This is a genomic window from Erysipelothrix urinaevulpis (assembly GCF_009828835.1).
GTDB lineage: Bacteria > Bacillota_I > Bacilli_A > Erysipelotrichales > Erysipelotrichaceae > Erysipelothrix > Erysipelothrix urinaevulpis.
In genome coordinates this window covers 81,159-107,989 of record NZ_WTTB01000001.1, presented here as the reverse complement: position 1 = coordinate 107,989, position 26,831 = coordinate 81,159, and the positions used below count along the sequence as shown (strand labels likewise).

Below are 26,831 nucleotides of genomic sequence, written 5' to 3'. Positions count from 1 at the left end.
CATTCATTTGCTTCCCCTTAAAAATTTTCTAATTTTCTTTTTCTTTGTGCTAGAGCTCCATAACAAACTAATCCGCTAACAGCGCCAAAAAACAGTAAGGATTGAATTAAAGGAGCGAAATTATAACTTGTTAACGTCCACACTTCTTTGAAATCACTCACAATAAACGAGGTTGGAAATCCTTTGGATATATACTGAAAAACTTTGGGTAAATCTTGTGTCTCGATCCCCATCATCCCTGAAAAAACCATCATACCAAAATAAAGAGTCATGGTAATGCCATAAGTCACACTGAATTTTTTTGCTAACAAGGCAATTGAGAACGATAAAATAAACAAGATGATTGATAATATGATAATGGCAATAACTAACGAAATAACCGCAAAAATTGTTGGTTTGGGTAAGTTTAGTATGGGTAATGTAAACAAGGAGTAGATACTTATTCCTACTACAACAGAAAGACCTTGAGCAACCATCTTGGCTTTCATTTGCTGTGACTCATTAATGCCAAATAATTGCATCCGAATGGTTACATCGTTTTCCAGTTCTTGGGAGAATAATGCTGAAAACCCGACAAACATCATTGCTAATGGAACCATGAGTAAATTTGTAATATATATTTGAACACTTGCACTACCTTGTGCAGCTTCTGGTACTTTTGACATGATGACAGGATGAAGAATGTTTGTCATCAGAATTGGAAATGCAATCCCAAAGAAAATACCAAAGAAATTGCCGAGTAGATTTCTAAATTCATATTTAATGAGTTGTTTCATGATAGACTCCTAGCGCATTGATTGTTAATAACTCAATGTCATTGTTACTTCGTTTATAATTAATATTCGCATTGGATAGCATCTTAATTAAACTTAATTCTTCTTCTAAATTTTTACAGGATATTGCACATAGTCCTTGTTGGGCTTTTAAGTGGTTAAATGACTTAGTATCAATCTTCGTTAAAGCGTCTTGATCAAAGGATATGACTGATTGACCACAATATTTCTCAAACAGTTGACGACGTTCTCCAAAAGCGATCACTTCCCCCTTATCAAGGATCAATAATTTATTGGTTAGTTTTTCTAATTCTTCATAATAATGACTAATAAAAATAATCGAGGTATTCTTTCCTTGGTACCAGGCTAATATTTTTTCTATTAAAGCTTGACGGGTTTCAAAGTCTAGACCTGTCGTAACTTCATCAAAAAAAGTAATGGGTGCGTCTTGCATTAAGACCATAATTAACGTGAATCTTTGCTTTTGTCCACCTGATAAAGTCTTATATTTTTGACTTAATTGCTTTTCAAATTCAAAGAATGAAATGAGTTCTTGTAATTTTACATTCTCTTTAATTTTTGTTTTTAAAATTGTTTCTAAAATATGACGAGTGGCCATCGTATCGACATAATTGTTTTGCTGCATGTGAACTGACATTTCTTCGGGTTTTACGTTGGTTGTGATGAGCCCATTGTAGGGTATTAATCCCAAACACGCTTTCACAAACGTCGTCTTTCCTGCACCGTTCGAACCAATTAAACCAATCCGATCATTTTCTTTTATTTCAATTTTTTCACAAATATTAAGGGCTTGAAAGTCTTTGTAATACACATTTAATTCTTCTATTGTTATCATACATTATTCTCCTTATAGTTCAGTGTCACAGTAACACCTTCATCAGTATTTTTAATACTCCAGTTCATCTCTAACATATTCACAAATGTATCCACCAAATATAAACCAATTCCTGTACTATCTTGTTGATGGTTATCTTTTACAAATGGTAAGGTTATATAGTCTATGATTTTTTCATTAATTGATGATTTTAGATTTGTAATTATTAGATTGTTTTTATTTATTTTTATCTCAATTTTTCCACCGATTTCTGTGTATTTTATTGCATTTAATATGATGTTTTCAACGATTGTTGAAAAGAATTGAGGGTCGGTCATGATTTTTGATTGCTCTTCTTCTATAGCAATCTCAAGTTTTTTATGAATGATTTGCTGGTTTAGTTTTTCTAACAATACTTCAATCACTTGATTCACAATCACTTCTTCTTTTTGATTTTCATTGCTTTGATCTTGATACGTCATTAACATCGCTTCGACGAGTGTGTTCATACGGATTATTTCTGTTTGAACTATCGGAAGATAAGCTTCCACATCCTTATAAGGGCCCACCTTGCCCATCATTCCTTCCAATAACAAGTTAGCACTCGCAATCGGTGTTTTTAGTTGATGAGATGCGTTCATAATAAAGATATCCTGTTTCTCTTTTTCCATGCTTAATTGTTTGTTTTGCTCTTGATAAGAGTTTATCAGCATCAGTAAATCATGATGCATCGTATTCAAAGCATCTTCTAAAATTACAAATTCCTTATCGTTACTCTTTTGTTTAAAAACAAAGTCTTTTGAATCATCACGATGTCGTGCTTGACTGGCTAACGTTTCAATTGGGGTTGCTAACATTTTACTAAATACTTTTGCTGTTACCATCGCAAACAACAAAAGCAATACCATAATCATGGGTGTACTCATTAAGATTATCGGCATCAATTCTTGTAATTTTGGTGTCATCGCGGAGGCTACAGTGATATAAAATACATCATCCTTCTGATTAAACACACTGTAATTAATGTATTGATTGGTTGCATCATGAACTTTACTACTTATAATTGCATAACCTTGATTATTGATTCGAAAGTTTTCACTAACAGTATTTTCTTGAATAAAACTGTGATTAAATTTCATGTTTTCACTTCTAATTAGGGATGTTTCCGCAAAACTCTCTAGCCTTTTCTTCGCTTGACTAAAATCAATTGCATTGAAAATTTCTTGACTGTCTTCAAATTCATTACCGTCAAATACCATACGTATCTCATCAAAGGTTTGTCTTAAAACAGGATCCTCAATCGTAAGGGTGGTTGAGAAATATTGATTACAAACATCAATTGCGTAGCCTTCTTTGTACAGTTTAAAACTTGTTAGCATAAACATATCGTCTACATTAGCTTGGCATGCTTCCTCAGTTTGAATCGCAGTATGCAGATTAAGAATATTATCAAGATAACGTTGTGTTTTGTAGTCAATATAAAGTCCAGGTAATAGAAAGACAAAATACACAATAATCATACTTCCAGCAATAAATGTTGTTATGGTGGTATAGATTAAAACTTTACGTGATAATTTCATCGCCATCCTCCTGATATTGATATCCTAAGCCAATTACCGTCTTGATAAGTTTAAGGGGTAATTTCCTTCGCAAATTTTTTATATGAGCATCGATGACACGATCACTTACCATTAAGCTATCAGGATCAATAGCATCCAATAACTCTGGTCGTGTAAACACTTTTTGAGGATAATTTGACAGTGTATCGAAAATAATGAACTCAGTCATCGTTAAATCACAGGATACTTTATTATAAAAAACTTGATAAGCATCATTTGACTTGTACAAACCTTCAGTAATAAGTTCAGCGTTGCCTCGTCGTAAAATCGCCTCAATTCTTTTTAGTAAAATAATGGGAGAAAAGGGTTTAATAATATAGTCGTCTGCAAAATAATTAAAGGCTTCAATTTGCTGGTTTTCATCCCCAAGTGCAGTGAGCATAATAACCTTTGTTGAAGGATAAGATTCACTGATTATTTTCAAGACATCAATCCCAGACCCTTCTGGAACCATGATATCTAAAATCGCTAAATCAAAAGATTTAAGGTTTAAAAGTTCGATCGCTTCTGTAGCAGTGCATGCTAAAGAAACTTTGTACTCTTGTGTTTTTAAATACTCATGGGTAACTTCTCGTATATGTTTCTGATCTTCTAAATAGAGTATATTAATCATCTTAACCTCCTAAAAAAAGTATATAGACTTGCTATGAATTTCGTATGAATTCATTATGAATTGATATTGTTTAGATGTAAAGCATTAAGTTATTCCTTTGACAGTCAAAGTAATTAGCTGTATAATCATTTTTGTTGGAGGATATTTTATGAAAAATATAGCAATCATTTGTGACTCATCAGTCGCATTAACACAAAAACAAGCAAATGAAATGGGGATCTACATTGCTCCACTCACCATTATTCACAGTGACAAAGAATTTTCCGATCAAATTGATATTAGCCATGAAGAAGTCAGTGAATTAATTCGGAACAAAGTAAGTTTAAAAACATCTCAACCAAACTTAGGAACGATGATTAATATTTTAAACAACGTTAAAGAAAAAGACTACGATCATATTTTCGTATTAAGTTTAACTTCGAGTTTGTCTGGAACCTACGCTTCATTTCAATACGCTTTAAATGAAGTTCAACTCGATAATTTAAGTTTAATTGATACTCAATCTCTTGCTGGACCAGTCCAAGAAGCAATTAAACATATCAGATTTTTAAATGAGAACCACTGGGAACCTCAAGCGATTACTGATTACTTAGACAATGTTTTCTTTAAAAATACTGAATCTTATGTTTATCCTGAAAATTTGGAACAGCTAAAGCAAGGGGGGCGTATATCAAAGCCTGCTGCGACGTTAGCATCTATGCTGAAAATTAAAGTCTTATTAAAGTTAAGTAATCATGGTGATACGATTGATAAGTTCAAGACAACTAGAACTGAACAAAAACTTATTGATGAAATTATCAATGATTTAAAAAAGAACAATATTAATCCACAAGAACATGTTTTATACTTACCTCATTTGGAGGCCGATCGTGTTGTGGAAGAGTTAATCAAACAGATTCGTGAAAAAATCGGTGATTTTAAATTCACTGTTACAGTTCTACCTGCAGCGTTATCAAGTCATGCAGGATTGCATACAGTAGCATTGCAATGGGCGCTAGATGTTGATAACATTAGTTTATAGAAACTAATGTATAATACATGTAGGAGGTAAAAGCGATGAAAACAGCAATTGTAGTTGATAGTGGTAGTAATTATTTTAATGAAGGAATTAATCAGGCTGGTCTCTATGCGATACCACTCCAAATTATTGAAGGGGAAACATCATATTTGGAAAGCATTGAAATTAGTGTCGATGAGGTCAACGATAAAATGAGACGGGGAATTCGTGTTCAGACTTCTTTGCCTATCTTAGGAGAAATCGAAAGCTTATTTAAAAAAATTAAGGATGATGGGTATGATCAAATCCTAGCAATTCCCATCACAACAGGATTATCCGGAACAATTCAAGCCATGATTAGTGCAGCATCGTTTGCTGACATTGCCTTTGATTATTTTGATTGTTTTACAACCATGCACATTGAATTGTATTGTGGTTTAACTGCTCGTCGTCTTTTAAATGATGGCCATACAGTCGATGAAGTGAAAGTGATACTTAATGATATCGTTGATCACAGCAACACGTTTATTATCCCAGATGATTTAAAACACTTATCTGCAGGAGGGAGACTTTCGCCACTTGCAGCAAAATTAGGTGGGCTATTAAGAATTAAACCTATTTTACACCTTGATCGCTCGACAAAGGGGATTATCGATCCTTTTGATAAAGTACGAACCATGTCTCGGGCATTAGAACGTGTTGTAACTGCCTTTGAAGAAGAAGGAGTCGATGAGAATTACCAAATAACACTTGCGGACGTGGATAACGAGAAAGATGCTGTTCAAATGGAAAAGCTCCTAAAGGAAACTTTCCCTAAAACAGAAGTCGTTAGAATCCCTTTAATTTCTACTGTTTCAGCACATGTTGGTATTGGTACGATTGCCTTACAGTATTTCAAAAAAATATAAATGAACACCGTATCGAAATGATGCGGTGTTTTATTATCCATAAAAAAAAGCACAGACTTTCATCTGTGCTTTACTTATAATTTTATTTTTCTATTTTTATAAGATTGATTGTTCAAGGCTTGCTTTACTTGTTTTAGATCTTTTTTAGGAACTTCAACATGAGATTCCCTGTTTCTGATCTTAATATTTCCAAATGAACGACTGTTTAAACCAGTCTTTTCATGTAAGAATTTTAGTAATTCAGCTTTATGAACTTTTTGGTTACGACCGATTGGTAAAATAAGCGTTTGATATGCTCCACCTTTTGCTTTACCACGTTTTTCTTCACGAATTGGTTTAGAACCATGACGGAAATAGAAATCTTTAATAAAGACTTCAAGAATTGCTTCTTGATCCATATCACTATTCTTAACACGATCGATAAATGCTTGAACAGATTGATTATTCTCTTTACGAGGACGATCCACAAATTCTGTTAACGTTGAGAACACTGCATTATCCAAATCATCTTGAGTTGGTAATGGTAATTGTTCAATTTTAGTTTGAACTTTACGTTCAATTTGACGTAGAGAGTTTTTCTCATTTGGTTTAATTAATGAAATTGCTTTACCTTCTCTTCCAGCACGTCCTGTACGACCAATACGGTGTACATAATACTCTAATTCTTGTGGCAAGTCATAGTTAACAACTAAGTCCATACTATCGACATCGATACCACGTGCAGCAACATCAGTTGCTACCATAACATTTGCTGCTTGACGTTTAAACTGTCTCATAACAACTGTTCTTTGATCTTGCTTAATGTCACCATGTAAGCTTAAAACGGATATTTTCTCTTTTTGTAAAACTTCTGCTAATTCATCTACCATACGTTTGGTATTACAGAACACCATAATTTGTTTCCCATCATTCAACTTCAACAATTGAATTAAAAGATCCTTTTTATTTTTTGGTGTAACTTCATAGTAAACTTGTTCAATACGACCTGACGCCAAAGATTTTTGTGATAATTTCACAATCTTAGGATTATCAAGGAACGATGAACTTAAATCTAAAATTGCTTTGGGCATGGTTGCTGAGAAGAAAGTCATTTGACTTTTTTTGTCAATATGTGTTAAGACTTCTTTAATATCATCAATGAATCCCATGTTAAGCATCTCATCTGCTTCGTCTAATACTAAGTATTTACATGTTTTTAAATTAATCGTTTTACGATTGATATGGTCTAATAATCGACCTGGTGTTGCAACAACAATATTTGCACCGCGTTTTAAATCTCGGATTTGCAAATGAATGGGTTGTCCACCAAAAATTGTTGCGATGTTAACATTTGGCATATACTTTCCAAATTCTGTTAATTCTTGCGCAACTTGGATTGCTAATTCACGTGTTGGACATAAAATTAATCCCTTCACGCCTTTTCCAAAATCAGTTTCTAGCTTATTTAGTAAAGGAAGACCAAATGCCGCCGTCTTTCCCGTTCCTGTTTGTGATTGAGCCAAAACATCTTTACCTTCAAGTAATAAAGGAATACTTTTTACTTGTACTTCACTTGGCTCTTCATAACCCTTGTCTTTAATAGACGCTAGTAACGGTTGACTTAAGCCTAATTCTTCAAATTTCATTCTTTACCTACTTCTTCCTAAACACACCGGTCAAGTATAACATATTCACCTATGGATGTCATGTATTATTCTTTTAAGATAACAAAAACAATGACCTTCTAACTCATCTCCTATCCAATCTATTCTTTTGAACTAATGGTTAACTCAATAAAAAAGTACGCGCTATCGTCGTACTTTTAGTCTTCATCACTGTTTTCAATCTCTTTTGCTAGGAAAAATGATATTGCCGTTCTAATTATAACGACCCCTGCAAGAATGATTAAATCTTGATACGTAGGATTAATGATTGATTCGATGATATCCGCAGCAATCAACACCTCTAAACTTAACAAAATATATGTTCCTAATTGATATTTAATTCGATTAATCGACATCCGCTTATCGAGTTCTGTTGCATGTTTGGAATTTTTAGTAAATTCGTTGTACACAAATGATAAGGTTGCCTTCACAACACCATAAATTAGAATTAAGATGGAAATGGCATTAATAAATAAAACTAAGCCTTCCACAATCTCTTTAAGTGACATGTTTTCTCCTCCTATCGATTAGATACTCAATTCAAGTAAGACAGGACAATGATCGCTTCCCATCATTTGATCGAGGATATCTGCATTAAGCATTGCATCTTCTAATTGTTGGGAAACAACAAAGTAATCAATTCTCCAGCCAACATTGCGGGTTCTGGCAGCTGTTCGATAGCTCCACCATGAATATCTATTTTCTTCTGTTGGGTGGAAATAACGGAACGAATCAATGAATCCTTCTTCAAGGAGATTCCCTATCTGTGAACGCTCTTCGTCTGAGAAACCAGGGTTTTTACGATTGCTGTCTGGATTGGCTAAATCGATTTCCTGGTGAGCAACGTTTAAATCGCCGCATAGCACAACAGGTTTTTCTGCATCTAATTCAGTTAAATACTCACGGAAATCGTCTTCCCATTGCATTCTATACTCTAGTCTTTTTAACTTCGTTTGTGAATTGGGTGTGTAAACATTCACGAGAAAGAAGTCTTCAAATTCCAAAGTAATAACACGTCCTTCTTGATCATGTTCTTCAATCTCGATGCCATAACGAACCGATAAAGGTTCAATCTTTGAAAACACCGCAGTTCCTGAGTATCCTTTTTTCACTGCATAATTATAATACGTGTGATATCCTTCTGGAAAAAAGTCAAGTTGTCCTTCTTGCATCTTTGTTTCTTGTAAACATAAGATATCCGCATCAAGTTCTATAAACTGTTCTGGAAACTCTTTTTTCATAATTGCACGTAGTCCGTTAACATTCCATGATATTAATTTCATATTTTTATACCTCGTCTCTATCAAAACTATAATCTTTAATATTAACTTTATCAAGATAAATAAACATATCAAATGAATATGACCTATAATATAGATAAGGAGTGTGTTTATGAGGAAAAATTACATCTGTGCTGGGGCATTACAAAATCAAGTTAAACAATCATTATTATCTTCAAAAGAGTATGAATTAGGAACTGCGGTTCATCCTATTTCTTATCTTTTTAATTATCAAGATCACATTGAACTTTCTTTCAATGTTTTTAAAGCATTGCAAACACTTGATTTGACGATTCTTAACGATACTATCATGTACCCCAAAACAACAGAAACGTTAATTCAGTTTGTTCAAAGTCTAAAACTTTACTCGATAACGCCAGATTCACTTCCAGACGATACTGAACTTGATAAAGAAATTCATCAATGTGTTGACTTAATCTTTCCTTTAATTGAAAATCCTATATCGTTAAAAGACAATGATTTTGTCATTCCGACAAATTTAAACAATGCAAATTTTCATTACACTAAAGATAACCATCTCTTTTTTAGTGAAGAGAAGAACCCGTCAACCATACGATACTTTTTCGCACAAAATAAACGACAAGAAATCGAAAGTGTCATTCAAGAAATTTTACTTACAAAAGAAACACATGTCAATATTGCATTACCAAGCCTCAATGATTACTTACCATTACTCGAATCAATCTTACTTCGTTATGGAATGAATGCTCCCTTAGAACAACGTAAGATTAATATCTTGAAGAAACAATTTGTTAGTTTCTTAGAGTTTATTGATAACCCAAATACTCGGAATTTTTATAATGCATTAAAAGACAACGCTTTTCAGTTGAAGCGATCTGGTGATGTTTTAACATACCTCCAACATTTTGAACTTCGTTACGATCGCTCAATATTAGACAATCTCCATTCTCATTACACAACAGATTGTGAATCAAGTATTTATAAACTTCAAGAAAAAGTTGCGGAGGACATCCAAACACTACATACTATCATCGAATCGATTCAACCATTGACTTATAATGAGTCTTTCTCATTCATTTATACTTTAATGAAAGAATCGTACCCTCAAGACATCAACGTGTTTAAATTATATTATGAAAATTATACTCAATTTTTAATTAAAGAAAATCATCAGTTGATTATTTCTCATCTTACGTCGTTTAAAGGACAATCTGTTGTACCAGAACACTGGAACATTTTTGATTACAATAATTTACCTTTAAGTGTAGAAGGACCTCTTTATGTTCTTGGTTTAACGGCAGCAAACTTTCCAAATGTTTCTTCATTAAAAGGGATTATTGATGAGAATTATGTCTCAAGAATCGATCATTACCCAAGTCTTCAAGATCGAACATATTACGAACTATTACAAAAACGACGTCTTTATACCTTGTCTGATAATCTTACCTTGAGTTATCATGTCGCAAACTATGAGGGGAAAGGACAAGAACCAGCATTCGAGATTAAAGATTTCTGTGATAAAAATAATCTTGAGGCTAAAATGTGGCCACTTGATGAAATTCAGTATCGTTATAAAGAGAAGCCATCCCTTGACCCCCATCTCGCAAAACAATTATTCACCCGTGATGACGTAATCTTTGGGTCTGTTTCATCGTTACAAAAATATGCGCAGGACCCTTTGCTTTATTTTTATGAGAATGGTCTTAAATTAAGGGAAGAACAAGACCTATCGTTTAATCCTCTTGTTTTGGGTAATTTAAATCATGAGATTGTTGAAACGGGTGATGATCATTCTGCATGGAAACATCATGTTTGGAATCGTTTCCCACATGACTCGCTCTTTTTAAAGTTGATTGAAGATCGTAATAATAAAATGATGGCTAGCAACTTAGAGCACCTTAAAGAGGCTGCTGAAAATACTCGTTTTAAAGCAGACTCATTTGAAAAAGAAGTTATCACAACTGATATGTTTGCAAATGTCCGCTTAAAAGGCTATGTGGATCGAATTGATGTCTTGGATGACTATTTTATTATCGTTGATTACAAAAGCAGTATGACAAAAATGCAAGAAGCAGAAGTCTTGGCTGGGCGACAATTACAACTTTTAACCTATGCATCAATTATTCAAGAAGAGACAGGTCGTAAACCATTAGCTGTCTTCTATTATAGCTTTAGAAATCCGTTAGCGATTAACCATAAAACCTATCACTATACGACAACCAAGGGTTTAGAACCTGTTGACACCATAAACAATCAAGACGAATGGTTAAAGGAAAAACGCTACACAGGGTGGTTTTTTGAAGACCCTATGACATACTTTCTTTCTGAAGTGTACTGGAATGGGTTGTCGAATAAAGATGGTGAAATTATTCATAGAACAAAATATGTCTATGATTTTGAAAAATTAAAAGAGGTTCTTAAAGATCGTTATAACACCCTTTATGAATCTATAATCAAGGGTATTTTAGATCCCGATGAGCTTCACATCGAGCTTGAAGATATTGATCTAAGAAAGGAGATTCGTTAATGGCAACCTTTAATCCACAACAACAACAAGCAATTAATGAACTTGGAAAAAACATTATTGTATCAGCCTCGGCCGGGGCAGGTAAAACAACGGTTTTAATCGCTCGGTTGATGAAACGAATCTTGAATGATCATGTACATATTCAACAAATTTGTGCAATGACCTTTACTGAGGCAGCTGCTCAAGAAATGAAAACACGCTTATTGAAAGAGTTACACGATACCTTCAAGACTCAACCCAGTGAGTTTTTAGAAGAACAAATTGCTTTGGTTGAAACAGCTGAAATTACAACAATTCATTCTTATTGCTTATCACTGATTAAAAACTACGGCTACACTTTAGGTATTAACCCAAGCCGGACGGAAAACATTCTTGATGAAGCACAAGTCAATTTACTCAAAGACGAAGCCTTTAAAAACATTTTAAACCAATGGTTAAAACATCAATATGACCTAACCTATAATCTCGTAGAGTATTTTTCAAGTAATCCACTCGATGTTAACAGTTTTAAAAAGTCAATTAACGAATCTGGATTGTGGTTACGTTCAAAAAAAGATCCTAAACACGCAATTCAAGATCTAAATAGTGTCTACACAGCACAATCATTTGAGCAATGGCCACCCCATTTCCAGACAATGTTCTTTATTCGTTATGAAGAATTGCTCTCACAATCTCTTTTTCACCTCAACAACATTATTGAAGTCGTGGATCGAGAAGCTAAAGAAACAACTGTTGCTGCTAAAAACAATCCTATCTTAAGAGTCAAAAGTGATTTAATGACCCAAGCATTAATGAAATGCAAACAGAAAGATATCAGCTTCTATAAAGATTTACCCTTGATTTTTGACTTCAAACTTCCGGCAGTAAGAGGATCCGAAGATTTTAAGGAAGCAAAAACACCCTTAGAATCTTTGATTAAACAATCACTCTCAAATTATATAAGTTTAGAAAAACATTTCGAATTAATGAACGACAGTGCTCCACTCGTTAACAGTTTTATTCAATTTACAGTTGAATATCTTGACGAATACCAACGGTTAAAGGAAGCTGATAACAGTCTTGATTTTGATGACTTTGAACACTTTGCACTTGATATTTTAAAGGCAAATAACTATGCCGTCGCACGTCAATTACAAAACCATTATCAAGAAATTATGGTTGACGAATTTCAAGATACCAACGAAATTCAAGATGAAATTATTCGCTTAATTTCTAATGGTTACAATCTGTTTAGAGTTGGCGATATCAAACAATCAATTTACCGTTTTAGAGGTGCTAAACCTCAAATTATGAAAAATCTCATGGAAGATGACGATCATCAAAATTTATATTTGAGTTATAATTATCGCTCCAAAGAAGACATTGTTATGTTTAACAATGATGTTTTTGATCGACTCATGAATTTGAGCAATAACAGTAAATATTCTGAACATGATCACGTTATTTGTGGTTTAGATTCACAAAAAGAAGGTGGCTTTCCAGTGGAACTTCACCTATTCGAATTGGGTGATGAGGAATATGAACTGAATAAAAATGATCAACGGGCTCGTCATATTGCCAATGAAATTATTCGTCATTATAATGACGGGTATTCTTTTAACGATATGACTGTTCTCATTCGAGGCCACGCCCAAAAAACATACTTAAAACGTGCCTTTGAAGAAGCAAACATTCCTCATTATATTAGTGAAAGAATCGGTTTTTTTAATTCGGAAATTGTTGATGCTGTTCTCAATTTATTAAGATACAGTGTTTCTTACAACGATTATTACCTTGCGAAAGCATTACGATCACCATTCTTTAACTTATCCGAAAACGACCTTGCAATCATAAAACTTACAAGCAATCAGTCGTTTAATGAGAATTTAAGGTTAACACATCCCAAACTTTATCAAGAAATCCATGATATGGTTCAAACATGGAAATTCAAAGACATCATATCGATCCTTCAAGAAATTTATCAGCTTAACAATGCTTACATTCAAGTACTCTCAATTCAAGATAAAACAAATCTAGATTTTTTACTCGACAAAGCCATTCAGTTTCAAAAAAACTCAGTGCCTAATATCCAAGGATTCTTGATGTTTGTTGAAGCATTAGAAGATGACCAAAGCAGTGAAGCAAGTCATTTAAGTAACGATGATGATGTTGTAAGAGTGATGACGGTCCATCAATCGAAAGGTTTACAATTTCCAATCGTATTCTTTTGGTCTGGCGGACGTTTAACCGTTATGGATCACATGAGCCCCATCGTTTTTGATGATTTATTTGGTTTAGGGATTAATCACTTAGATATGCCTTTACGTATTCGTAAGAAAACACTCATACGAGAACTCATTGAATATAAACAAACACATGAAGAACTAGAAGAAATGCTTCGCTTGCTTTATGTTGCTTTAACCAGACCTCAAAATAAGCTCATTGTTTTAGATGTTGTGAAAGAAGTCCAATCACAACCATTAAACCGTCACTTACTTCTAAATTATCAACGTCAAATTCAATTATTACTTGCAGCAGCAAGTCCACAGTATAGCCAAATCATTGTCAGAGATGCTTCTGAAATTAATTTTGAGTCACTGGATGACGTAAAATTAGAAAAACGTCAATTATTCTTCGACAACCTTGAATTAACTGTTCCAACAATGTTTTCAAGTGATCCGTTTGGTGGATTAGACTTAAACCCCGAATCAAAATGGGCGATGAACTATGGAACTACCCTTCATGAAGCCATTGAATCCTTGCCACACACACTGTGGCACAAACATCAGCTCTTTTCATTTGATCGTAGCATTCAACAAAGGCTCTTAGCTTATAATAACCATCCTTTCACCCAAAAATTATATTCATTTATAACAATTGAACATGAATTACCGTTCCTAATACGAGAAGACAACGAAATTGTGAATGGAATTATTGACTTTACCGCCATTAATCCTGATGAAATCATTATTGTCGACTTTAAAAGTGACAATGTAACAGCTGATGTTTTGATTGAGCGATACAAAGATCAAATCAAGCGATATAAAAACGCTTTAGATAAAGTTTATCCAAAGCGCTCAATTAAGTGTTATATCTATAGTTTTAATCTTGGCGACTACGTTCATGTATCGCTTTGATTAATAAAAGCATATGTTTAATATTACCTTCACCGGCAAATTTACTTTCATCCGCAAAGTTTTTTTCGAGGTTCATCCATAATAATGGGTGAGCCTCTTCAATGAGTTCAACCTCATGCTTTAGTGTTCCAAAAAATACTTGAAGTTCAATTTGATCGATATAATACTGAGTTTTATACAAGTACTCTAAGTTTATATCGCTGCGTTTGATTCCTGTTTCTTCAAATAATTCACGGTAAGCACCCTCTTTGTCAGTTTCACCGTCAATCTGTTTGCCACCTACAAAATTATAGAGCCCTTTATAGGGCTCTTTTTGTCTATGGCACATTAATATGTTTGTTTCTGTTGGATCAAAAACAATAATTATATTAACGCGCTTCATATTAATCGTTAAATAAATCAAAGAGGGTACTGACTGGTGTATGGTCTTGAATTGCTTCAATACATTTGGCCAGCATGTATGCAACTGAGATTTGTTTAATCTTTGAAACACTTTTTGCTTCTTCAGATAATGAGATTGTGTTTGTAATTAGTAGTTCTTTTATATCAGAGTTAGCAATTCTTTCAACTGCTGGTCCTGATAAAATACCGTGTGTACATGCACAGTATACTTCCTTAGCTCCTTTTTCATAGAGCACATTGATTCCGCCCATTAATGATCCAGCTGTATCAACCATATCATCAATAACAATCGCGATTTTTCCATCAACTTCACCAATTAAGTTCATTGCTTCAGCAACGTTTGGCTTGGTACGACGCTTATCAATAATTGCAATGCTTGAATTAGGGATGGTATCCGCTAATTTACGAGCACGTGTTGCACCACCATGATCTGGTGATACGACAACAATGTCTTGATCAAAGCCTTTTTTGCGATAATATTGTCCAATCATTGCAACTGCTGTTAAGTCATCCGTAGGAATATCAAAGAATCCTTGAATTTGTGGTGCATGCAGATCAATAGTAACAACACGATCTGCCCCAGCTGTTTCAAGCAAGTTCGCCATAAGTTTCGCTGAAATTGGTTGACGAGCACGTGCTTTACGATCTTGTCTTGCATAACCAAAGTATGGCATGACCACTGTAATCTCTTTTGCTGATGCACGTTTACAGGCATCAATTGCAATTAATACTTCCATATATGTTTCACTAACTGGTGTACTTGTTGATTGTACAATATAAACATGTTTTCCACGAACTGATTCTAAAGGTTCAATTAAAATTTCGCCATCCGCAAAATGTTTAACATCAATTTTACCTGGTTTAAGATCTAAATGTTCGCAAATCTCCGCTGTCAACTCCACGTTTGATGACAATCCAAAAACTACTATATTTTCTCTCATTATACTTCCTTTTCCTTCTTTTTCTTCACATATTCTTTCTTTACTTCTTGTCGTGTTCGTGCAATAGCTAAGTCATAAGACCCCACATCATCAACAATTGTTGAACCGGCAGCAATTTTTGCATTTGCTCCAATCTTCAGAGGTGCAATTAAACTTGAATTACTCCCTACAAATACATTATCTCCAATAATTGTTTTATGTTTCTTTGAACCATCATAATTTGCTGTGACCACTCCACAGCCAATATTAACGTTCTTACCTATTTCTGCATCACCTAAATATGTTAAGTGTGCACATGAACTTCCAGAAGCAACGGAACTATTTTTTAATTCCACATAGTTCCCAATACGGACATTTTGACCTACTTTTGAGTTAAGGCGTAAATGAGCATTTGGACCCACAGTACTATTTTTTCCAACCCGAGATTGGCTTATCTTCGAACTGTGAATTTCTGTATTCTCACCTATGACTCCATCTTCTATCCAACATCCAGGATATATTGTAACATTATTTTTGATGCTTGTAACACCGTAAATGTGATTATTCGGATAAATTGTTGTATCTTCTTGAATTTTTACGTCTGGTCCAATAAAAGTTGTGTTTGGATCTAAGATTGTTACACCCTTATCCATATGTCCTTCATTAATTTTATCTTGAAGCCATCTTTGAGCACTCGCCATGCGATGACGATCTGCAATCGCCGTAAATTGTTTTGAATCACTGACTCGCAAAGCTTGAACTTGACGTCCGTCTTCTCTCATAATCCGGACTAAGTCAATGATATTTAAATCCATTCGTGGACCTGTTGCTTCTATTTTTGGTAAATACTCAAACAATAGTTCATTATCAAAGCAATATACACCTAAATTTACTTCATTGACTGACTTTAATTCAACATCACTTAAATCACGATGATTCACAACCTTCGAAACCATTCCTTGATTATCGCGAATGACTCGGCTCTCACTTCCTGGTTCCTTTGAAATAGCCGTAGTGATTGTTAAATCATGACCTTCATGCTTATCAAAAATTGTTTGAATCATTTCTGGTTGTAATAAACCTGTATCTCCAAAGACTAACAATGTCGATCCTTTTTTATCGGCAAGTTGTGTAACCTTTGAAACTGCATCACCTGTACCAATTTGTTCATCCTGATAAGCATAAGAAACTCGATCTTTCAGGTATGCTTCCACACTTTCACTATCATAACCCGTCACAACCACAGTTTGATCAATCTTTATTTTTTCTAAATTAGAGACCAAATGTCCAATGGTTGGCTTATGAAGTAACTCATGCATCACTTTATTTTTTCCTGTTCGCATACGAGTACCACGACCCGCTGCAAGTACAATTGCATATTTCATGACTACCGCCTCCTTTTTTATTTTAACATAACAAAGACTAAATCTTTCCGTATTTTACAAATGGATACTTTAGTGCTAAATCTTTATGAATCTTTAACACCAAATCTAAATCTTGTGAAAAACCATAAACAGCAGTCCCACTCCCAGTCATACACACCCCTTCCAATCCATAGTCATTCATCTTTTTGACGAGACGATTAATGTTGCGATTACGTTTTCCTACACTTTTTTGGAAGTCATTATGGGTTGTGTTAACAAAACGATTGTAGTCATTCGTTAACAACGCATCATAACATTGTTCAAATTTTTCATCGTCGTCACTAAAAATATGAAATCCTTTCATAAAACGTTTTGTGCTGATTCCATACTTTGGTTTAATGAGTAGATAGTACATTGATATCTCTGTATCAATGAAGGTTAACTCAGAACCTTCTTTTTCAACAATCGCCGGACGATTGAACAAACAAAAAGGAGTGTCTTCATCAATTTCCCGCCCAATCGAAATAAGTTCTTCATGTGATAACTGAAGATCATACTTCTCATTCAACATCTGAATCACTGCCGCAGCATCTGCACTGCCACCGCCTAATCCTGATTGTGCAGGAATGTTCTTTACAATCCTTATATGAAAATTTTCTTTTATTTTATATCGTTTCTTCATCAATTTCACTGCTTTAAAAACAGTGTTACGTTTGTCATTAGGTAAATATGTCTTATTACTCTCTATTCTTAATTCATCACTAACATCTAAATAGACCATATCAAATAAATCAATTGGATATAAAATATTACGAAAATGCAGTTTACCGTCTTCACGACCAACTACTTGTAAAAACAGACTGATTTTTGCGTAAGCTTTCCTACGCATAAAGCTCACCATACAAGTTTAAGTAATCATTAAGCGTTAAATAGTCTGCTCGTACTCGCTCATCTAATCCAATTTTATTCAAAGTTTTTGCATAATCAATATCTTTATCGATTGTTTTTAAATTATTCACTAATGTTTTTCGTCTAAACTGAAAGCATTTTCGAACAAATTCGAAAAATTCTTTCTCATTAAAAGGCATTGTTGATTCTAAGGGTGTCAATTGAATAATAATTGAATCAACATTGGGTCTTGGGTGAAACGATTCTCGTGATACTTTCATGACAGTTTTAATTGAGAAATAATATTGCATCATAATGCTCAATGAACTGTAGTCTTTTGTCTTAGGTTGAGCAGTCAGGCGGTCTGATATTTCTTTTTGTACCATGACTGTGATCCGTTTGGCTTTAAGTTCCATTAATTTAAATAGAATTGGTGTTGTGATGTAATAGGGTAAATTAGCACATACAGATAATGGTTTATCTTCAAGATACGATAAATCAGCTTGTAGAAAATCTTCAAGAAGTACTTGAACATTATCATAGCCTTCTAAACTTTCTGATAATATCTCAACCATATGCTCATCGATTTCATAAGCAATCACTTCGTCATAGCGCTTGGCTAATTGTTGGGTTAGTGAACCCAGTCCTGGTCCAATTTCTAAACACAGACCACCTTGACCAGAGTGCTCTGCTATTCTTTCAACAACGGACGGATCGATAATGAAATTTTGCCCAAATCGTTTCTTTGCTTTCCGTTCATATTTTTCAAGTAAGTCCATACTTACATTCTTATTTGCGATTGTTTTCATTCAACACCTCTATATGTTCTTTACATTCCTCATACGTAGCACCCACCATATTTAGATACTTAAACATGGTTTTCGCGTTCGCTTTTGGAATTGAATAAGCTTCTGATAGTAAATCTCGTCGTGCTTGACTCATTGTTTTTCCACTTAATCCTAAGCGGTTAAAATCTTCTTTGCTTATTGTATCATGAGATAGCACAAATTTACTTCTTTTTAATAGAGCATTTTTAATCATTTCGCACGATGCATGTTCAATACCAACTTTTTTTTTACTTTTGGCTTGTTTTACATCTAAACTTGCATGTTCACAATCTCCAACATAATCCATTATTCTACGACGTATCCATTCGCCAGGACCATCTGGATCTGTAAATAGTATAATCCCACGTGTTTCATTTATTTTTTTGCATTGTTCTAAGAAAGACTGTGATACATGAGTACCATTTGTTACCAAGACATCAGCATCCACACATGCTTTAATTCGACTCACATCATGTTTTCCTTCAACAATTATAACTTCTCTTATCTTCATGCCTTCATTATATCACTAAGTTGTGCTAATTAGAAAGCATAATAAAACACTGAGTTTCCCCAGTGTTATACGCCACATGCCCATTTACCGTTTGTTTTGGTTCTTGAGTTTAGGCCTAATATTTTCACTTTAGCGTCTTGACGACGACCTTGAGTTACAGGCATATTGGTCTCACGACCTACGAATAAGTCAATCTTTGATCCTTGTATTGCGCCTCCGCGATCAAGGACAATCGCTTTAAATGGAACTCCAGGAGTAATTCCCATACCGCTCACAGTATGATTACTAATTTCTACAGTTGTACATAATGGGATAGTAGCAGACGTTGCGATAATATAATATCCTTCATATGTAATTCCTTTTTTCCATTCGCCATTCCGTTGACGAACTGAATCTAATCCTAAAGCAATACCAGCTGAGGTACCACCTTTACCATCACTTGACATATTACATCCGACACAGTCTACACCATAACGAGTAATACGACTCGCGTCATAGAATGCTCCTGCTTGGGCTCTTTGTCCGCCTTCATATAAGGTCGGCTTTGTTGCGTCCACAGTTTTAGCATCCGGTATTTCTATACGGGATAGTAAATCTCCGTTACGATTATATAATTTCTCAAATCGTTTTGTTACTGTTCCACGACTTCCTTCTTGGGTCTTGGCAAAAATCCAACTTGCACCACCAGAAACTACAGAACTCGCTTCGCGAGTCTCTACTTTCGGCTCATCTAATTGTTCAACTACTTCTTCGATCTCAAACCGATAGGGCTCTTCATCTTCATTACTTACTTCATTTAATATTGGATATGTTACATCAGCATTTGCATCAGCATTAACTGTACATGCACTGATGAGAGCTGCCATGACCATCATATAGACAATCATTGCCACTTTTTTCATACATAAGTCTCCTTTCAAAAAAGACTTTGAAAATATAGCATAATCAAAAAAAATGGTCAAATAAATGACCATTTATTACTTGACACGATTCATAAAATGCTCAAATACCTTTTATATACGGTCTAATTTTATAATTGTGTACATTATGTGATAATATGTGATTATCGTATTTTTATAGATTCCTTAGAACATGACGTAATCGATCAAGGAACAGAATACCGGGAACAAACACTGCAATAATTTCTCCCAAGAACACTTGAATACTTGACAAGAAAAATGGTAAATCTGCAAAGAAATATAACTGTGCACCAATAATAGGACCATTCACAATTGCTGGCAAAAGCAACCCAAGATATTTATTTTCTGTCTTTGTCATTAAAAAAGCTGCAAGTGCTGTTGCTGATGTCCCAATAATCGCATCATAGATAAAAGGACTGTATAAATTAGCAATAAAGCAACCAATCACAACTCCAAACGCAAACTTTTTATCAACTAAGATGAGTAGCATTAAAATTTCTGATATTCGAACTTGTAAAGGACCAAAGGATAATGGTTCAAATGCAAGTGTTAATGCCACATAAATTGCCGCTATTAAGGCATTGATTGTTAAATCTTTTGTTTTCATTAAATCACCCTGTTTATTATACACAATATTGACTCGACTTGACAATTAATCGTGTTTAATTGATAATACTATTAATAAAGAAAAAGCGATGAAAAGAAAAGTAATTAATACTGAACTATTACAGAGAATCCTGAAATGCTGAAACAGGTATAGAACGTATTGATGAAAATGGTCTTGGAGTTAGGGTCTTGAAATTAAGTAGAGGCTTTCGGTTATGCCCGTTAACGCATCAAAGTATGATAGTACTTGTAGAGGTCAAATAAGTGATTATTTGATAAATTAGGGTGGTAACACGACTATTTCGTCCCTTGCATTGTTTATGCAAGGGATTTTTTATTTTTAAGGAGGAAGTATTATGATAACGATTAACAATGTATCAAAAACATTTATTACAAAAGACCGATCGATTCATGCCTTGGTTGATGTCTCTTTAAATATCAAAAAAGGGGATATTTATGGAATTATTGGCCAATCTGGTGCTGGAAAAAGTACGTTAATTCGTACAATTAACTTTTTAGAAGAACCAGACTCAGGAGATATTGTTATTCAAAATGACGATCTTAAAAACTTGAGTTTGCCTGCATTGAGAAATAAACGGAAACGAATTGGGATGATTTTTCAAAACTTTAATCTCTTTTCAACTCGAACAGTATATGAAAATATTGAATATCCTTTGAATCGACGTGAAAAAAAAGGTGCAGAAGAAAAAATTAATAACCTTCTAAAGCTTGTAGGATTAGAAAATCGTCAACATGCTTATCCTGACCAACTCAGTGGTGGTCAAAAACAGCGTGTTGCAATTGCTCGGGCTTTAGTCAATGATCCTGATATCTTACTTTGTGATGAAGCAACCAGTGCCCTTGACCCTAAAACAACCGAATCTGTATTAGAATTACTGGCTAAAATCAATCGTGAGCTTGGGGTAACGATTGTCCTAATCACCCATGAGATGAGTGTTGTTAAAGCAATTTGTAATAAAGTTGCCTTGATGAAGGATGGGCGTATTTTGAACAATGGCTCATTAGAGGACGTCTTCTCAAGTTCATCTGATTTACTTGATTCTAATAATTTTGATTTAGAATCACTTAAATTGAATCGAGAAGGTTATCTTCTTCAGTTAAGTTTTAAACACGAAGAAGCCCAAGTTCCTTTAATTTCTAAGCTCAGTCGCCTTTACAGTGTCGAAGCTAATATTTTACACGGAAATATTGAAACGATCGGTAAAAGTCAATTTGGGCGTCTTATTATTAATTTATACGGGTCTGAGGTTGAAGAGGCTTTAGATTATCTAAAGAAAAATGTCGATGTGGAGGTCTTATCTTATGAGTAAATCATTTCCAAATTTAATTCTTTACTGGGATGAGTTTTGGACCAGTATCCTTGAAACATTAAGCATGATGGCTTTCTCTGGTATTTTTGTTTTAGCCTTAGGTCTTTTATTTGGTGTTATTCTTACCATAACACGTAAAGGTGGATTGAAAGAGAATCGTTCGATCTATGAAGTATTGGACAAATTAATCAATATCTTCCGATCCATTCCCTTTGTTATCTTTAGTTCTGCTTTAATCCCCCTTACACGAGCAGTTGTTGGGACTCCCTTAGGTGTAAAAGGAGCGATTATTCCTTTAGTCCTTGCAAGTTCCCCATTCTTTGCTAGACAAGTTGATTTATCCCTCAGTGAAATTGATGAGGGTTTGATTGAGGCTGCGCTATCAATGGGAGATTCAACGAAAGATATTATCTTTAAAGTCTATCTTCGCGAAGGTCTTGCTTCGATTATTCAAGGGTTTGCTATTACAATCATTAGCCTCTTTGGTTTAACGACTATCTCTGGAACACTGGGAGCGGGGGGTCTAGGTGCATTTGTCCAACGCTATGGTCATGCTCAGCGAATGGGTGACATAACCATTGCATCATTAATTGTCATCATCCTTTTCGTTTCATTTATCCAAGGTCTTGCGAAATTATCAGTCAAACTTTTACGTCATTCCTAAAAAAAAAGTGATCTAAGCACACATGCTTAAATCACCTTTTTTAATCTTATTATAAATACAATCGCTATTTAAAATACTTTTTAAACCAACGTAGACGATCGGCATAAGGTGGATAAAGAAAGGGAATCACAAGCCGACTTGATTCAACATAACTTTGTTGATGGGAAAAATTATTAAACCCTTCTTTCCCATGATACATTGACATACCTGACTGTTTGATTCCTCCAAAAGGAATCCATTCATTGGCTAAATGAAGCACTGTGTCATTCATCATGCCACCGCCAAAAGGTATTTTCGTCATGATATTTTTGACTTGACGACGATCCTTTGAAAACACATACAATGCAAGGGGATTGGGATTAACATCAACAATCTTATAAACATCATTCATTGTCGTAAAACCAATAATGGGAAGGATGGGTCCAAATATCTCTTCATTCATTATGTCTGATTCCATAGAAGGATCTAAAATCAAGGTCGGTTCAAGTCTGAGGCCTTCAACAAGCCCGCCATGAATAATTTCTTGTCCTTGAAGAAGTGCAATTTGTCTATCGAGCGATTTTTGATCGATCATATGACCATAATCTTTAGAATCAAGCGGAAATTCTCCATAAAAACTTCGAATAGATTGTATTACATGGTGGACTAATGACTGTTTAATTTTCTCATCCACTAATATATAATCAGGAGCTACACATGTTTGCCCTGAATTCATGAATTTCCCCCAAACAATCCGGTCTGCTGTTTGTTTCAAATCTGCATCTTTGAGGACAATTGCTGGACTTTTTCCACCTAATTCTAAAATAACAGGTGTTAAATGTTTTGCGGCATGGCTCATTACGATTTTTCCTACCTGTGGACTACCAGTAAAAAATATTAAATCAAAATCTTCGTCCAATAATTGGCTCGTAATTTCTTTTTCACCGATAAACGTTTGGACTACTTTATCTTCAAATGTATTATCAAGCATTTCTTTGAGTAATTTTGCCGTTTTCGGTGTTTTGGATGACAATTTCAAGGTTGCTAGATTACCTGAACTTAAGGATGTAATCAGTGGGACTAAACTTAGTTGGATGGGATAGTTAAAGGGAGAAATTATCAAGACAACACCTCTTGGTCGAGGTGTAACATAGGATTTTTTTCCCAATAATAGTACTGACTGACGTTTTCTTTTTGTTTTAGACCATTTTCTTGTTTTGTTAATAGCCTGTGTCAGGCTTCTTTTCACAATTAACAATTCACTTACATAAACTTCAAAGTCGCTTCTTCCCATATCTTGAGCTAATGCTTCGATCAAGCGATCTTCATAGTCAAAAAGACTCTTTTGAAGAGCCTTTAACTGTTTAAGTCGCCATGAAATGACATGAGTTTCTGTTGTCTTATAGAAAGACTTTTGCTTTTTGATCATCGCTGACTCCTTTTAAAGAGACGATAATAGTTTGATTTAAAGATAGTCGAAAGTTCATCTTCTTTTAGATTCAAATAACTCGCCATATATTGAGCCGTATGCATCACAAATGAAGGTTCATTTCTCTTCCCACGCTTAGGAACGGGGGCTAAATACGGAGAATCTGTTTCACTTAACATTCGATCATGTGGACAAACATCCAATGCTTCTCGAACATTTCCACCATTTTTAAACGTAACAATACCACCAAAACCAATATAATAGCCCTTATTGACCAGCGTTTTAAGGATTTCATCTGTTTCACTGTAGCAATGAATAACCCCTTTTTTATCAACTGGATTAGCTTGAAGCATCTTCAAAGTATCCTCAATTGATGAACGAACATGAACAATAATTGGTAAATCATGAGTGTTCGCAAGTTCTATTTGTTCTTTGAATCGTTGCAGTTGAAGCGGTTTTGACTCTTCTGTCCAATAATAATCAAGACCTATTTCTCCAACAGCAACAACTTGAGGATGATTTAAATAAGTCATCATTTCTTTAAATTCATGGTTACTTATGTCTGATACTGAACCTGGATGAACCCCAATAGCCAAATCAAACATGGTGTTTCCTTCAGTTTTTTTAAGGGCTCGTTTGATTTCCATAAGATTACCACAAATAATCAGTATTTTTTCTATATTATTGCGTTGTGCATTATCGACTAATTCATCAAAATCTTCATATAAACCATCACTTACTAAATGTGCATGCGAGTCTATCCACATAAATAACCCCTACTTTCCTAAACAAAAACGACTAAATATTTCATCTAATACATTGATATCTTCTCGTGGCATAATGACTGATGCCAATTCGATATACGCTTCATTTAAATCAATCGTTACAAGATCTAATTCAATCCCCATATTTAACGCCTCTTGTGCTCGTTGCATTGCTAAGTAACTCTTACGAACAGATGCGATATGACGTTGGTTGGAGAGTGTTGGTCTGTCTAAGGCAATCTTGTGCTCTTTAAACCGTTGGTTAATCTCATCCGTCAGTCCAGAAACATCACCTTTGATTGCACTAACATAAACCCCATCTTCTTTTTTTGTTGTGACTAAATCTTCTTTGTTGTAAACAATTATTCGCTGTTTATCGCTTGTTAGTTCAAGTAATTCTTGATCTTCTTCATCTAATTCTCGCGATGCATCAAGAACAATAATGAGTAAATCTGCACTTTCTAGTGCTTGGCGACTTTTTTCAATCCCTATTTGCTCAATAATATCTCCCGTCTCACGAAGACCAGCTGTATCAACTAAGTGCAACGCTACATTTTCTAAACGAATCCAACCTTCAACGAGATCTCGTGTTGTTCCTGCGATGTCTGTAACAATAGCTTTATCTTCATTCAGTAGAACATTCAAGATGCTTGATTTCCCAACATTAGGTTTACCTAGAATAACTGTTTTAACTCCTTCACGCATAATCGTACCACTTTTTGATTCTTCAAGAATTTTTCCTAAATCAAGTAAAAAGTCATTCACCAAGGGAAGTGTAATATCTTCTGTTAACACTTGAACATCATCATACTCTGGGTAATCAATATTAACTTCAATATTAGCAATAATTTGCATTAAACGATCTAAAAATGGGTCAATTAATGCTTTGACATGCCCTTGAACACCTGAAATAGCCAGCTCACTCGCAAACTCATTGGGCGCTTCAATTAAATCCATGACTGCCTCTGCTTGTGATAAATCAATTCTTCCATTAAGGAAGGCACGTTGGGTGAACTCACCCGGATTTGCCATGCGGGCTCCTTGCGCTAAACATAACTCAAGAATTTTCTTCGTCACTAAAATACCACCATGTCCACTAATTTCTACAACATCTTCTCGAGTATACGTTTTCGGTGCTTTAAAAACAGTCAATAAAACCTCATCTACCGGTTTGTTATTAATTGGATCGATTATATGTCCATAATTTACGACATGAGAGTCGACTTTGTTTAAATCACGACTGAAAAGTGAATTAGCGATTTCGATTGAATCACGCCCACTTAGTCGTATCACTGATATGGCACTTTCTTGCAGTGCCGTAATTATTGCTACAATTGTATCTGTAATCATTTATTTTACCTCATTTAATTTTTCTAATATACGTCGAACGTTTTGACTTGCATTCTCTTGAATTTCTATAATTGTTGCTCCTTGGCTTCGTGCTATTTCACGTAAATCAACAGCAATCCCTGTAAAATGAGAAGCACCTACAATTAAAAAGGTATCATTCTCTTTCAATTCCATGACTTTCTCATAGGCCTTATGATAATTAGGGGCTGGATCGCCATAAAGGACAGGTTTATTATACAACAATTCAGCATATTCATACTCGTCAACGCTTGGTAATTCTCCATGCAATAAAATGGGTGAACTGCCCGCCTTTTCATGAAGTCTGTCTATATTCATCGTAATGATTGGAATATTATAATCGGAGAGTGCATAATGAGCATCATTTGGCTCTTTGACTCTTATATCTTCACTCAAAGTTTTAATGGTTTCACGATACACCTCAGGATACTCTAGGGCGAATTGACGATGGAGTCGATCCCTTACATCTGGTCTTTCCATAAATGTACTAATTCCTGATTCTTTACTAATCCCTGCACCGGTAAACGCTAAAATCATCTTACTCTCTCCTTTATCTTCTAATATA

Annotated in this window: 25 protein-coding genes and 1 other annotated feature; of the genes, 6 read left to right on the top strand and 19 right to left on the bottom strand. The window is 34.6% G+C overall.

The window, feature by feature from the left end; all coding sequences use genetic code 11:
* Window positions 1-17: 17 nt before the first annotated feature.
* From GVV10_RS00535 to GVV10_RS00520, 4 genes are read right to left on the bottom strand one after another with little or no spacing between them, the layout of a single operon-like run.
* Window positions 18-776, bottom strand: a complete 759-nt coding sequence (locus tag GVV10_RS00535; protein ID WP_159518460.1) for an ABC transporter permease — start codon at window positions 774-776, stop codon at window positions 18-20.
* Entirely contained in the window at window positions 760-1,629 is an 870-nt protein-coding gene (locus tag GVV10_RS00530; protein ID WP_159518458.1) for an ATP-binding cassette domain-containing protein, read from the bottom strand. The genes GVV10_RS00535 and GVV10_RS00530 overlap by 17 nt, the downstream gene beginning before the upstream one ends.
* Window positions 1,626-3,188 (bottom strand): sensor histidine kinase, encoded by a 1,563-nt coding sequence (locus tag GVV10_RS00525; RefSeq protein WP_159518456.1) that lies wholly within the window; start codon window positions 3,186-3,188, stop codon window positions 1,626-1,628. The genes GVV10_RS00530 and GVV10_RS00525 overlap by 4 nt, the downstream gene beginning before the upstream one ends.
* Entirely contained in the window at window positions 3,172-3,840 is a 669-nt protein-coding gene (locus tag GVV10_RS00520; protein WP_159518454.1) for a response regulator transcription factor, read from the bottom strand. The genes GVV10_RS00525 and GVV10_RS00520 overlap by 17 nt, the downstream gene beginning before the upstream one ends.
* 148 nt (window positions 3,841-3,988) lie before the next feature.
* On the opposite strand from GVV10_RS00520, the gene GVV10_RS00515 reads away from it, so the two are divergent.
* Window positions 3,989-4,861: a DegV family protein gene (locus GVV10_RS00515; RefSeq protein ID WP_159518443.1), complete on the top strand. Its 873-nt coding sequence runs from the start codon at window positions 3,989-3,991 to the stop codon at window positions 4,859-4,861.
* A 35-nt stretch (window positions 4,862-4,896) separates the two neighbouring features.
* A complete protein-coding gene (locus GVV10_RS00510; protein ID WP_159518441.1) occupies window positions 4,897-5,745 on the top strand; it encodes a DegV family protein in 849 nt (282 codons plus the stop codon).
* A 74-nt stretch (window positions 5,746-5,819) separates the two neighbouring features.
* On the opposite strand, the gene GVV10_RS00505 is transcribed toward GVV10_RS00510, so the two are convergent.
* The 3 genes from GVV10_RS00505 to GVV10_RS00495 all read right to left on the bottom strand — a co-directional run bounded on the left by GVV10_RS00505 (window position 5,820) and on the right by GVV10_RS00495 (window position 8,671).
* Window positions 5,820-7,370 (bottom strand): DEAD/DEAH box helicase, encoded by a 1,551-nt coding sequence (locus GVV10_RS00505; RefSeq protein WP_159518439.1) that lies wholly within the window; start codon window positions 7,368-7,370, stop codon window positions 5,820-5,822.
* A gap of 176 nt (window positions 7,371-7,546) precedes the next feature.
* The gene (locus GVV10_RS00500; protein WP_159518437.1) at window positions 7,547-7,897 is read right to left on the bottom strand and encodes a DUF1622 domain-containing protein; all 351 of its coding nucleotides are present in this window, start codon (window positions 7,895-7,897) and stop codon (window positions 7,547-7,549) included.
* An 18-nt stretch (window positions 7,898-7,915) separates the two neighbouring features.
* Window positions 7,916-8,671, bottom strand: coding sequence for an exodeoxyribonuclease III (locus GVV10_RS00495; RefSeq protein ID WP_159518435.1), 756 nt, complete (start codon window positions 8,669-8,671; stop codon window positions 7,916-7,918).
* A 109-nt stretch (window positions 8,672-8,780) separates the two neighbouring features.
* Between GVV10_RS00495 and GVV10_RS00490 the strand changes: the two genes are divergently transcribed.
* Both GVV10_RS00490 and GVV10_RS00485 read left to right on the top strand, forming a co-directional pair.
* Entirely contained in the window at window positions 8,781-11,177 is a 2,397-nt protein-coding gene (locus GVV10_RS00490) for a PD-(D/E)XK nuclease family protein (protein ID WP_159518433.1), read from the top strand.
* Window positions 11,177-14,293, top strand: a complete 3,117-nt coding sequence (locus tag GVV10_RS00485; RefSeq protein ID WP_159518431.1) for a UvrD-helicase domain-containing protein — start codon at window positions 11,177-11,179, stop codon at window positions 14,291-14,293. Before GVV10_RS00490 ends, GVV10_RS00485 begins: the two co-directional genes overlap by 1 nt.
* Here the strand turns inward: GVV10_RS00485 and GVV10_RS00480 are convergent.
* From GVV10_RS00480 to GVV10_RS00445, 8 genes are all read right to left on the bottom strand, one after another.
* The gene (locus GVV10_RS00480; protein WP_159518428.1) at window positions 14,259-14,675 is read right to left on the bottom strand and encodes an NUDIX hydrolase; all 417 of its coding nucleotides are present in this window, start codon (window positions 14,673-14,675) and stop codon (window positions 14,259-14,261) included. The two genes, GVV10_RS00485 and GVV10_RS00480, sit on opposite strands and share 35 nt — an antisense overlap.
* A gap of 1 nt (window position 14,676) precedes the next feature.
* Window positions 14,677-15,636 (bottom strand): ribose-phosphate diphosphokinase, encoded by a 960-nt coding sequence (locus GVV10_RS00475; RefSeq protein WP_159518426.1) that lies wholly within the window; start codon window positions 15,634-15,636, stop codon window positions 14,677-14,679.
* Window positions 15,636-17,000 (bottom strand): bifunctional UDP-N-acetylglucosamine diphosphorylase/glucosamine-1-phosphate N-acetyltransferase GlmU, encoded by a 1,365-nt coding sequence (gene glmU / locus GVV10_RS00470; RefSeq protein WP_159518424.1) that lies wholly within the window; start codon window positions 16,998-17,000, stop codon window positions 15,636-15,638. The genes GVV10_RS00475 and glmU overlap by 1 nt, the downstream gene beginning before the upstream one ends.
* Before the next feature lie 37 nt (window positions 17,001-17,037).
* Entirely contained in the window at window positions 17,038-17,868 is an 831-nt protein-coding gene (gene ispE, locus GVV10_RS00465) for a 4-(cytidine 5'-diphospho)-2-C-methyl-D-erythritol kinase (RefSeq protein WP_159518422.1), read from the bottom strand.
* The gene (gene rsmA, locus GVV10_RS00460) at window positions 17,861-18,676 is read right to left on the bottom strand and encodes a 16S rRNA (adenine(1518)-N(6)/adenine(1519)-N(6))-dimethyltransferase RsmA (RefSeq protein ID WP_159518420.1); all 816 of its coding nucleotides are present in this window, start codon (window positions 18,674-18,676) and stop codon (window positions 17,861-17,863) included. Before rsmA ends, ispE begins: the two co-directional genes overlap by 8 nt.
* Window positions 18,657-19,205 (bottom strand): ribonuclease M5, encoded by a 549-nt coding sequence (rnmV, locus tag GVV10_RS00455; protein WP_159518418.1) that lies wholly within the window; start codon window positions 19,203-19,205, stop codon window positions 18,657-18,659. The genes rsmA and rnmV overlap by 20 nt, the downstream gene beginning before the upstream one ends.
* Window positions 19,206-19,270: 65 nt before the next feature.
* Window positions 19,271-20,107 carry a 3D domain-containing protein gene (locus tag GVV10_RS00450; protein ID WP_159518416.1) on the bottom strand — a complete coding sequence of 279 codons (837 nt, stop codon included), beginning with the start codon at window positions 20,105-20,107 and terminating at the stop codon, window positions 19,271-19,273.
* Between the two features lie 172 nt (window positions 20,108-20,279).
* On the bottom strand, window positions 20,280-20,732 hold the full coding sequence (locus GVV10_RS00445) for a QueT transporter family protein (RefSeq protein ID WP_159518414.1): 453 nt from the start codon (window positions 20,730-20,732) through the stop codon (window positions 20,280-20,282).
* A gap of 79 nt (window positions 20,733-20,811) precedes the next feature.
* Window positions 20,812-21,044, top strand: a binding site (T-box leader).
* A 43-nt stretch (window positions 21,045-21,087) separates the two neighbouring features.
* Here GVV10_RS00445 and GVV10_RS00440 point away from each other — a divergent pair.
* Together GVV10_RS00440 and GVV10_RS00435 are read left to right on the top strand one after the other, a co-directional pair.
* A complete protein-coding gene (locus GVV10_RS00440) occupies window positions 21,088-22,062 on the top strand; it encodes a methionine ABC transporter ATP-binding protein (RefSeq protein WP_159518412.1) in 975 nt (324 codons plus the stop codon).
* Entirely contained in the window at window positions 22,055-22,726 is a 672-nt protein-coding gene (locus GVV10_RS00435; RefSeq protein ID WP_236261836.1) for a methionine ABC transporter permease, read from the top strand. Before GVV10_RS00440 ends, GVV10_RS00435 begins: the two co-directional genes overlap by 8 nt.
* A 64-nt stretch (window positions 22,727-22,790) precedes the next feature.
* Here the strand turns inward: GVV10_RS00435 and GVV10_RS00430 are convergent, their stop codons facing one another.
* The 4 genes from GVV10_RS00430 to GVV10_RS00415 are packed head-to-tail and all read right to left on the bottom strand — an operon-like array spanning window position 22,791 to window position 26,803.
* Window positions 22,791-24,134 carry an aldehyde dehydrogenase family protein gene (locus GVV10_RS00430; RefSeq protein WP_159518408.1) on the bottom strand — a complete coding sequence of 448 codons (1,344 nt, stop codon included), beginning with the start codon at window positions 24,132-24,134 and terminating at the stop codon, window positions 22,791-22,793.
* The gene (locus GVV10_RS00425) at window positions 24,131-24,901 is read right to left on the bottom strand and encodes a TatD family hydrolase (protein ID WP_159518406.1); all 771 of its coding nucleotides are present in this window, start codon (window positions 24,899-24,901) and stop codon (window positions 24,131-24,133) included. Before GVV10_RS00425 ends, GVV10_RS00430 begins: the two co-directional genes overlap by 4 nt.
* Before the next feature lie 9 nt (window positions 24,902-24,910).
* Complete coding sequence (gene mnmE / locus GVV10_RS00420) at window positions 24,911-26,248, bottom strand: tRNA uridine-5-carboxymethylaminomethyl(34) synthesis GTPase MnmE (protein WP_159518404.1); 1,338 nt, start codon at window positions 26,246-26,248, stop codon at window positions 24,911-24,913.
* The gene (locus GVV10_RS00415) at window positions 26,249-26,803 is read right to left on the bottom strand and encodes an SIR2 family NAD-dependent protein deacylase (protein ID WP_159518402.1); all 555 of its coding nucleotides are present in this window, start codon (window positions 26,801-26,803) and stop codon (window positions 26,249-26,251) included. It abuts the gene before it with no gap.
* Window positions 26,804-26,831: the final 28 nt, after the last annotated feature.

Excerpts from the sequence above, each read along its gene's own strand:
- GVV10_RS00490 (WP_159518433.1), top strand. The coding sequence starts at position 8,781 with ATGAGGAAAAATTACATCTGTGCTGGGGCATTACAAAATCAAGTTAAA.
- GVV10_RS00485 (WP_159518431.1), top strand. The coding sequence starts at position 11,177 with ATGGCAACCTTTAATCCACAACAACAACAAGCAATTAATGAACTTGGA.
- ispE (WP_159518422.1), bottom strand. The coding sequence starts at position 17,868 with ATGCGTAGGAAAGCTTACGCAAAAATCAGTCTGTTTTTACAAGTAGTT.
- GVV10_RS00535 (WP_159518460.1), bottom strand. The coding sequence starts at position 776 with ATGAAACAACTCATTAAATATGAATTTAGAAATCTACTCGGCAATTTC.
- GVV10_RS00515 (WP_159518443.1), top strand. The coding sequence starts at position 3,989 with ATGAAAAATATAGCAATCATTTGTGACTCATCAGTCGCATTAACACAA.
- GVV10_RS00430 (WP_159518408.1), bottom strand. The coding sequence starts at position 24,134 with ATGATCAAAAAGCAAAAGTCTTTCTATAAGACAACAGAAACTCATGTC.
- mnmE (WP_159518404.1), bottom strand. The coding sequence starts at position 26,248 with ATGATTACAGATACAATTGTAGCAATAATTACGGCACTGCAAGAAAGT.
- GVV10_RS00525 (WP_159518456.1), bottom strand. The coding sequence starts at position 3,188 with ATGAAATTATCACGTAAAGTTTTAATCTATACCACCATAACAACATTT.
- GVV10_RS00500 (WP_159518437.1), bottom strand. The coding sequence starts at position 7,897 with ATGTCACTTAAAGAGATTGTGGAAGGCTTAGTTTTATTTATTAATGCC.
- GVV10_RS00480 (WP_159518428.1), bottom strand. The coding sequence starts at position 14,675 with ATGAAGCGCGTTAATATAATTATTGTTTTTGATCCAACAGAAACAAAC.
- GVV10_RS00415 (WP_159518402.1), bottom strand. The coding sequence starts at position 26,803 with ATGATTTTAGCGTTTACCGGTGCAGGGATTAGTAAAGAATCAGGAATT.
- GVV10_RS00435 (WP_236261836.1), top strand. The coding sequence starts at position 22,055 with ATGAGTAAATCATTTCCAAATTTAATTCTTTACTGGGATGAGTTTTGG.
- GVV10_RS00445 (WP_159518414.1), bottom strand. The coding sequence starts at position 20,732 with ATGAAAACAAAAGATTTAACAATCAATGCCTTAATAGCGGCAATTTAT.
- GVV10_RS00440 (WP_159518412.1), top strand. The coding sequence starts at position 21,088 with ATGATAACGATTAACAATGTATCAAAAACATTTATTACAAAAGACCGA.
- GVV10_RS00450 (WP_159518416.1), bottom strand. The coding sequence starts at position 20,107 with ATGAAAAAAGTGGCAATGATTGTCTATATGATGGTCATGGCAGCTCTC.
- GVV10_RS00520 (WP_159518454.1), bottom strand. The coding sequence starts at position 3,840 with ATGATTAATATACTCTATTTAGAAGATCAGAAACATATACGAGAAGTT.
- rsmA (WP_159518420.1), bottom strand. The coding sequence starts at position 18,676 with ATGAAAACAATCGCAAATAAGAATGTAAGTATGGACTTACTTGAAAAA.
- GVV10_RS00505 (WP_159518439.1), bottom strand. The coding sequence starts at position 7,370 with ATGAAATTTGAAGAATTAGGCTTAAGTCAACCGTTACTAGCGTCTATT.
- rnmV (WP_159518418.1), bottom strand. The coding sequence starts at position 19,205 with ATGAAGATAAGAGAAGTTATAATTGTTGAAGGAAAACATGATGTGAGT.
- GVV10_RS00475 (WP_159518426.1), bottom strand. The coding sequence starts at position 15,636 with ATGAGAGAAAATATAGTAGTTTTTGGATTGTCATCAAACGTGGAGTTG.
- GVV10_RS00495 (WP_159518435.1), bottom strand. The coding sequence starts at position 8,671 with ATGAAATTAATATCATGGAATGTTAACGGACTACGTGCAATTATGAAA.
- GVV10_RS00425 (WP_159518406.1), bottom strand. The coding sequence starts at position 24,901 with ATGTGGATAGACTCGCATGCACATTTAGTAAGTGATGGTTTATATGAA.
- glmU (WP_159518424.1), bottom strand. The coding sequence starts at position 17,000 with ATGAAATATGCAATTGTACTTGCAGCGGGTCGTGGTACTCGTATGCGA.
- GVV10_RS00510 (WP_159518441.1), top strand. The coding sequence starts at position 4,897 with ATGAAAACAGCAATTGTAGTTGATAGTGGTAGTAATTATTTTAATGAA.
- GVV10_RS00530 (WP_159518458.1), bottom strand. The coding sequence starts at position 1,629 with ATGATAACAATAGAAGAATTAAATGTGTATTACAAAGACTTTCAAGCC.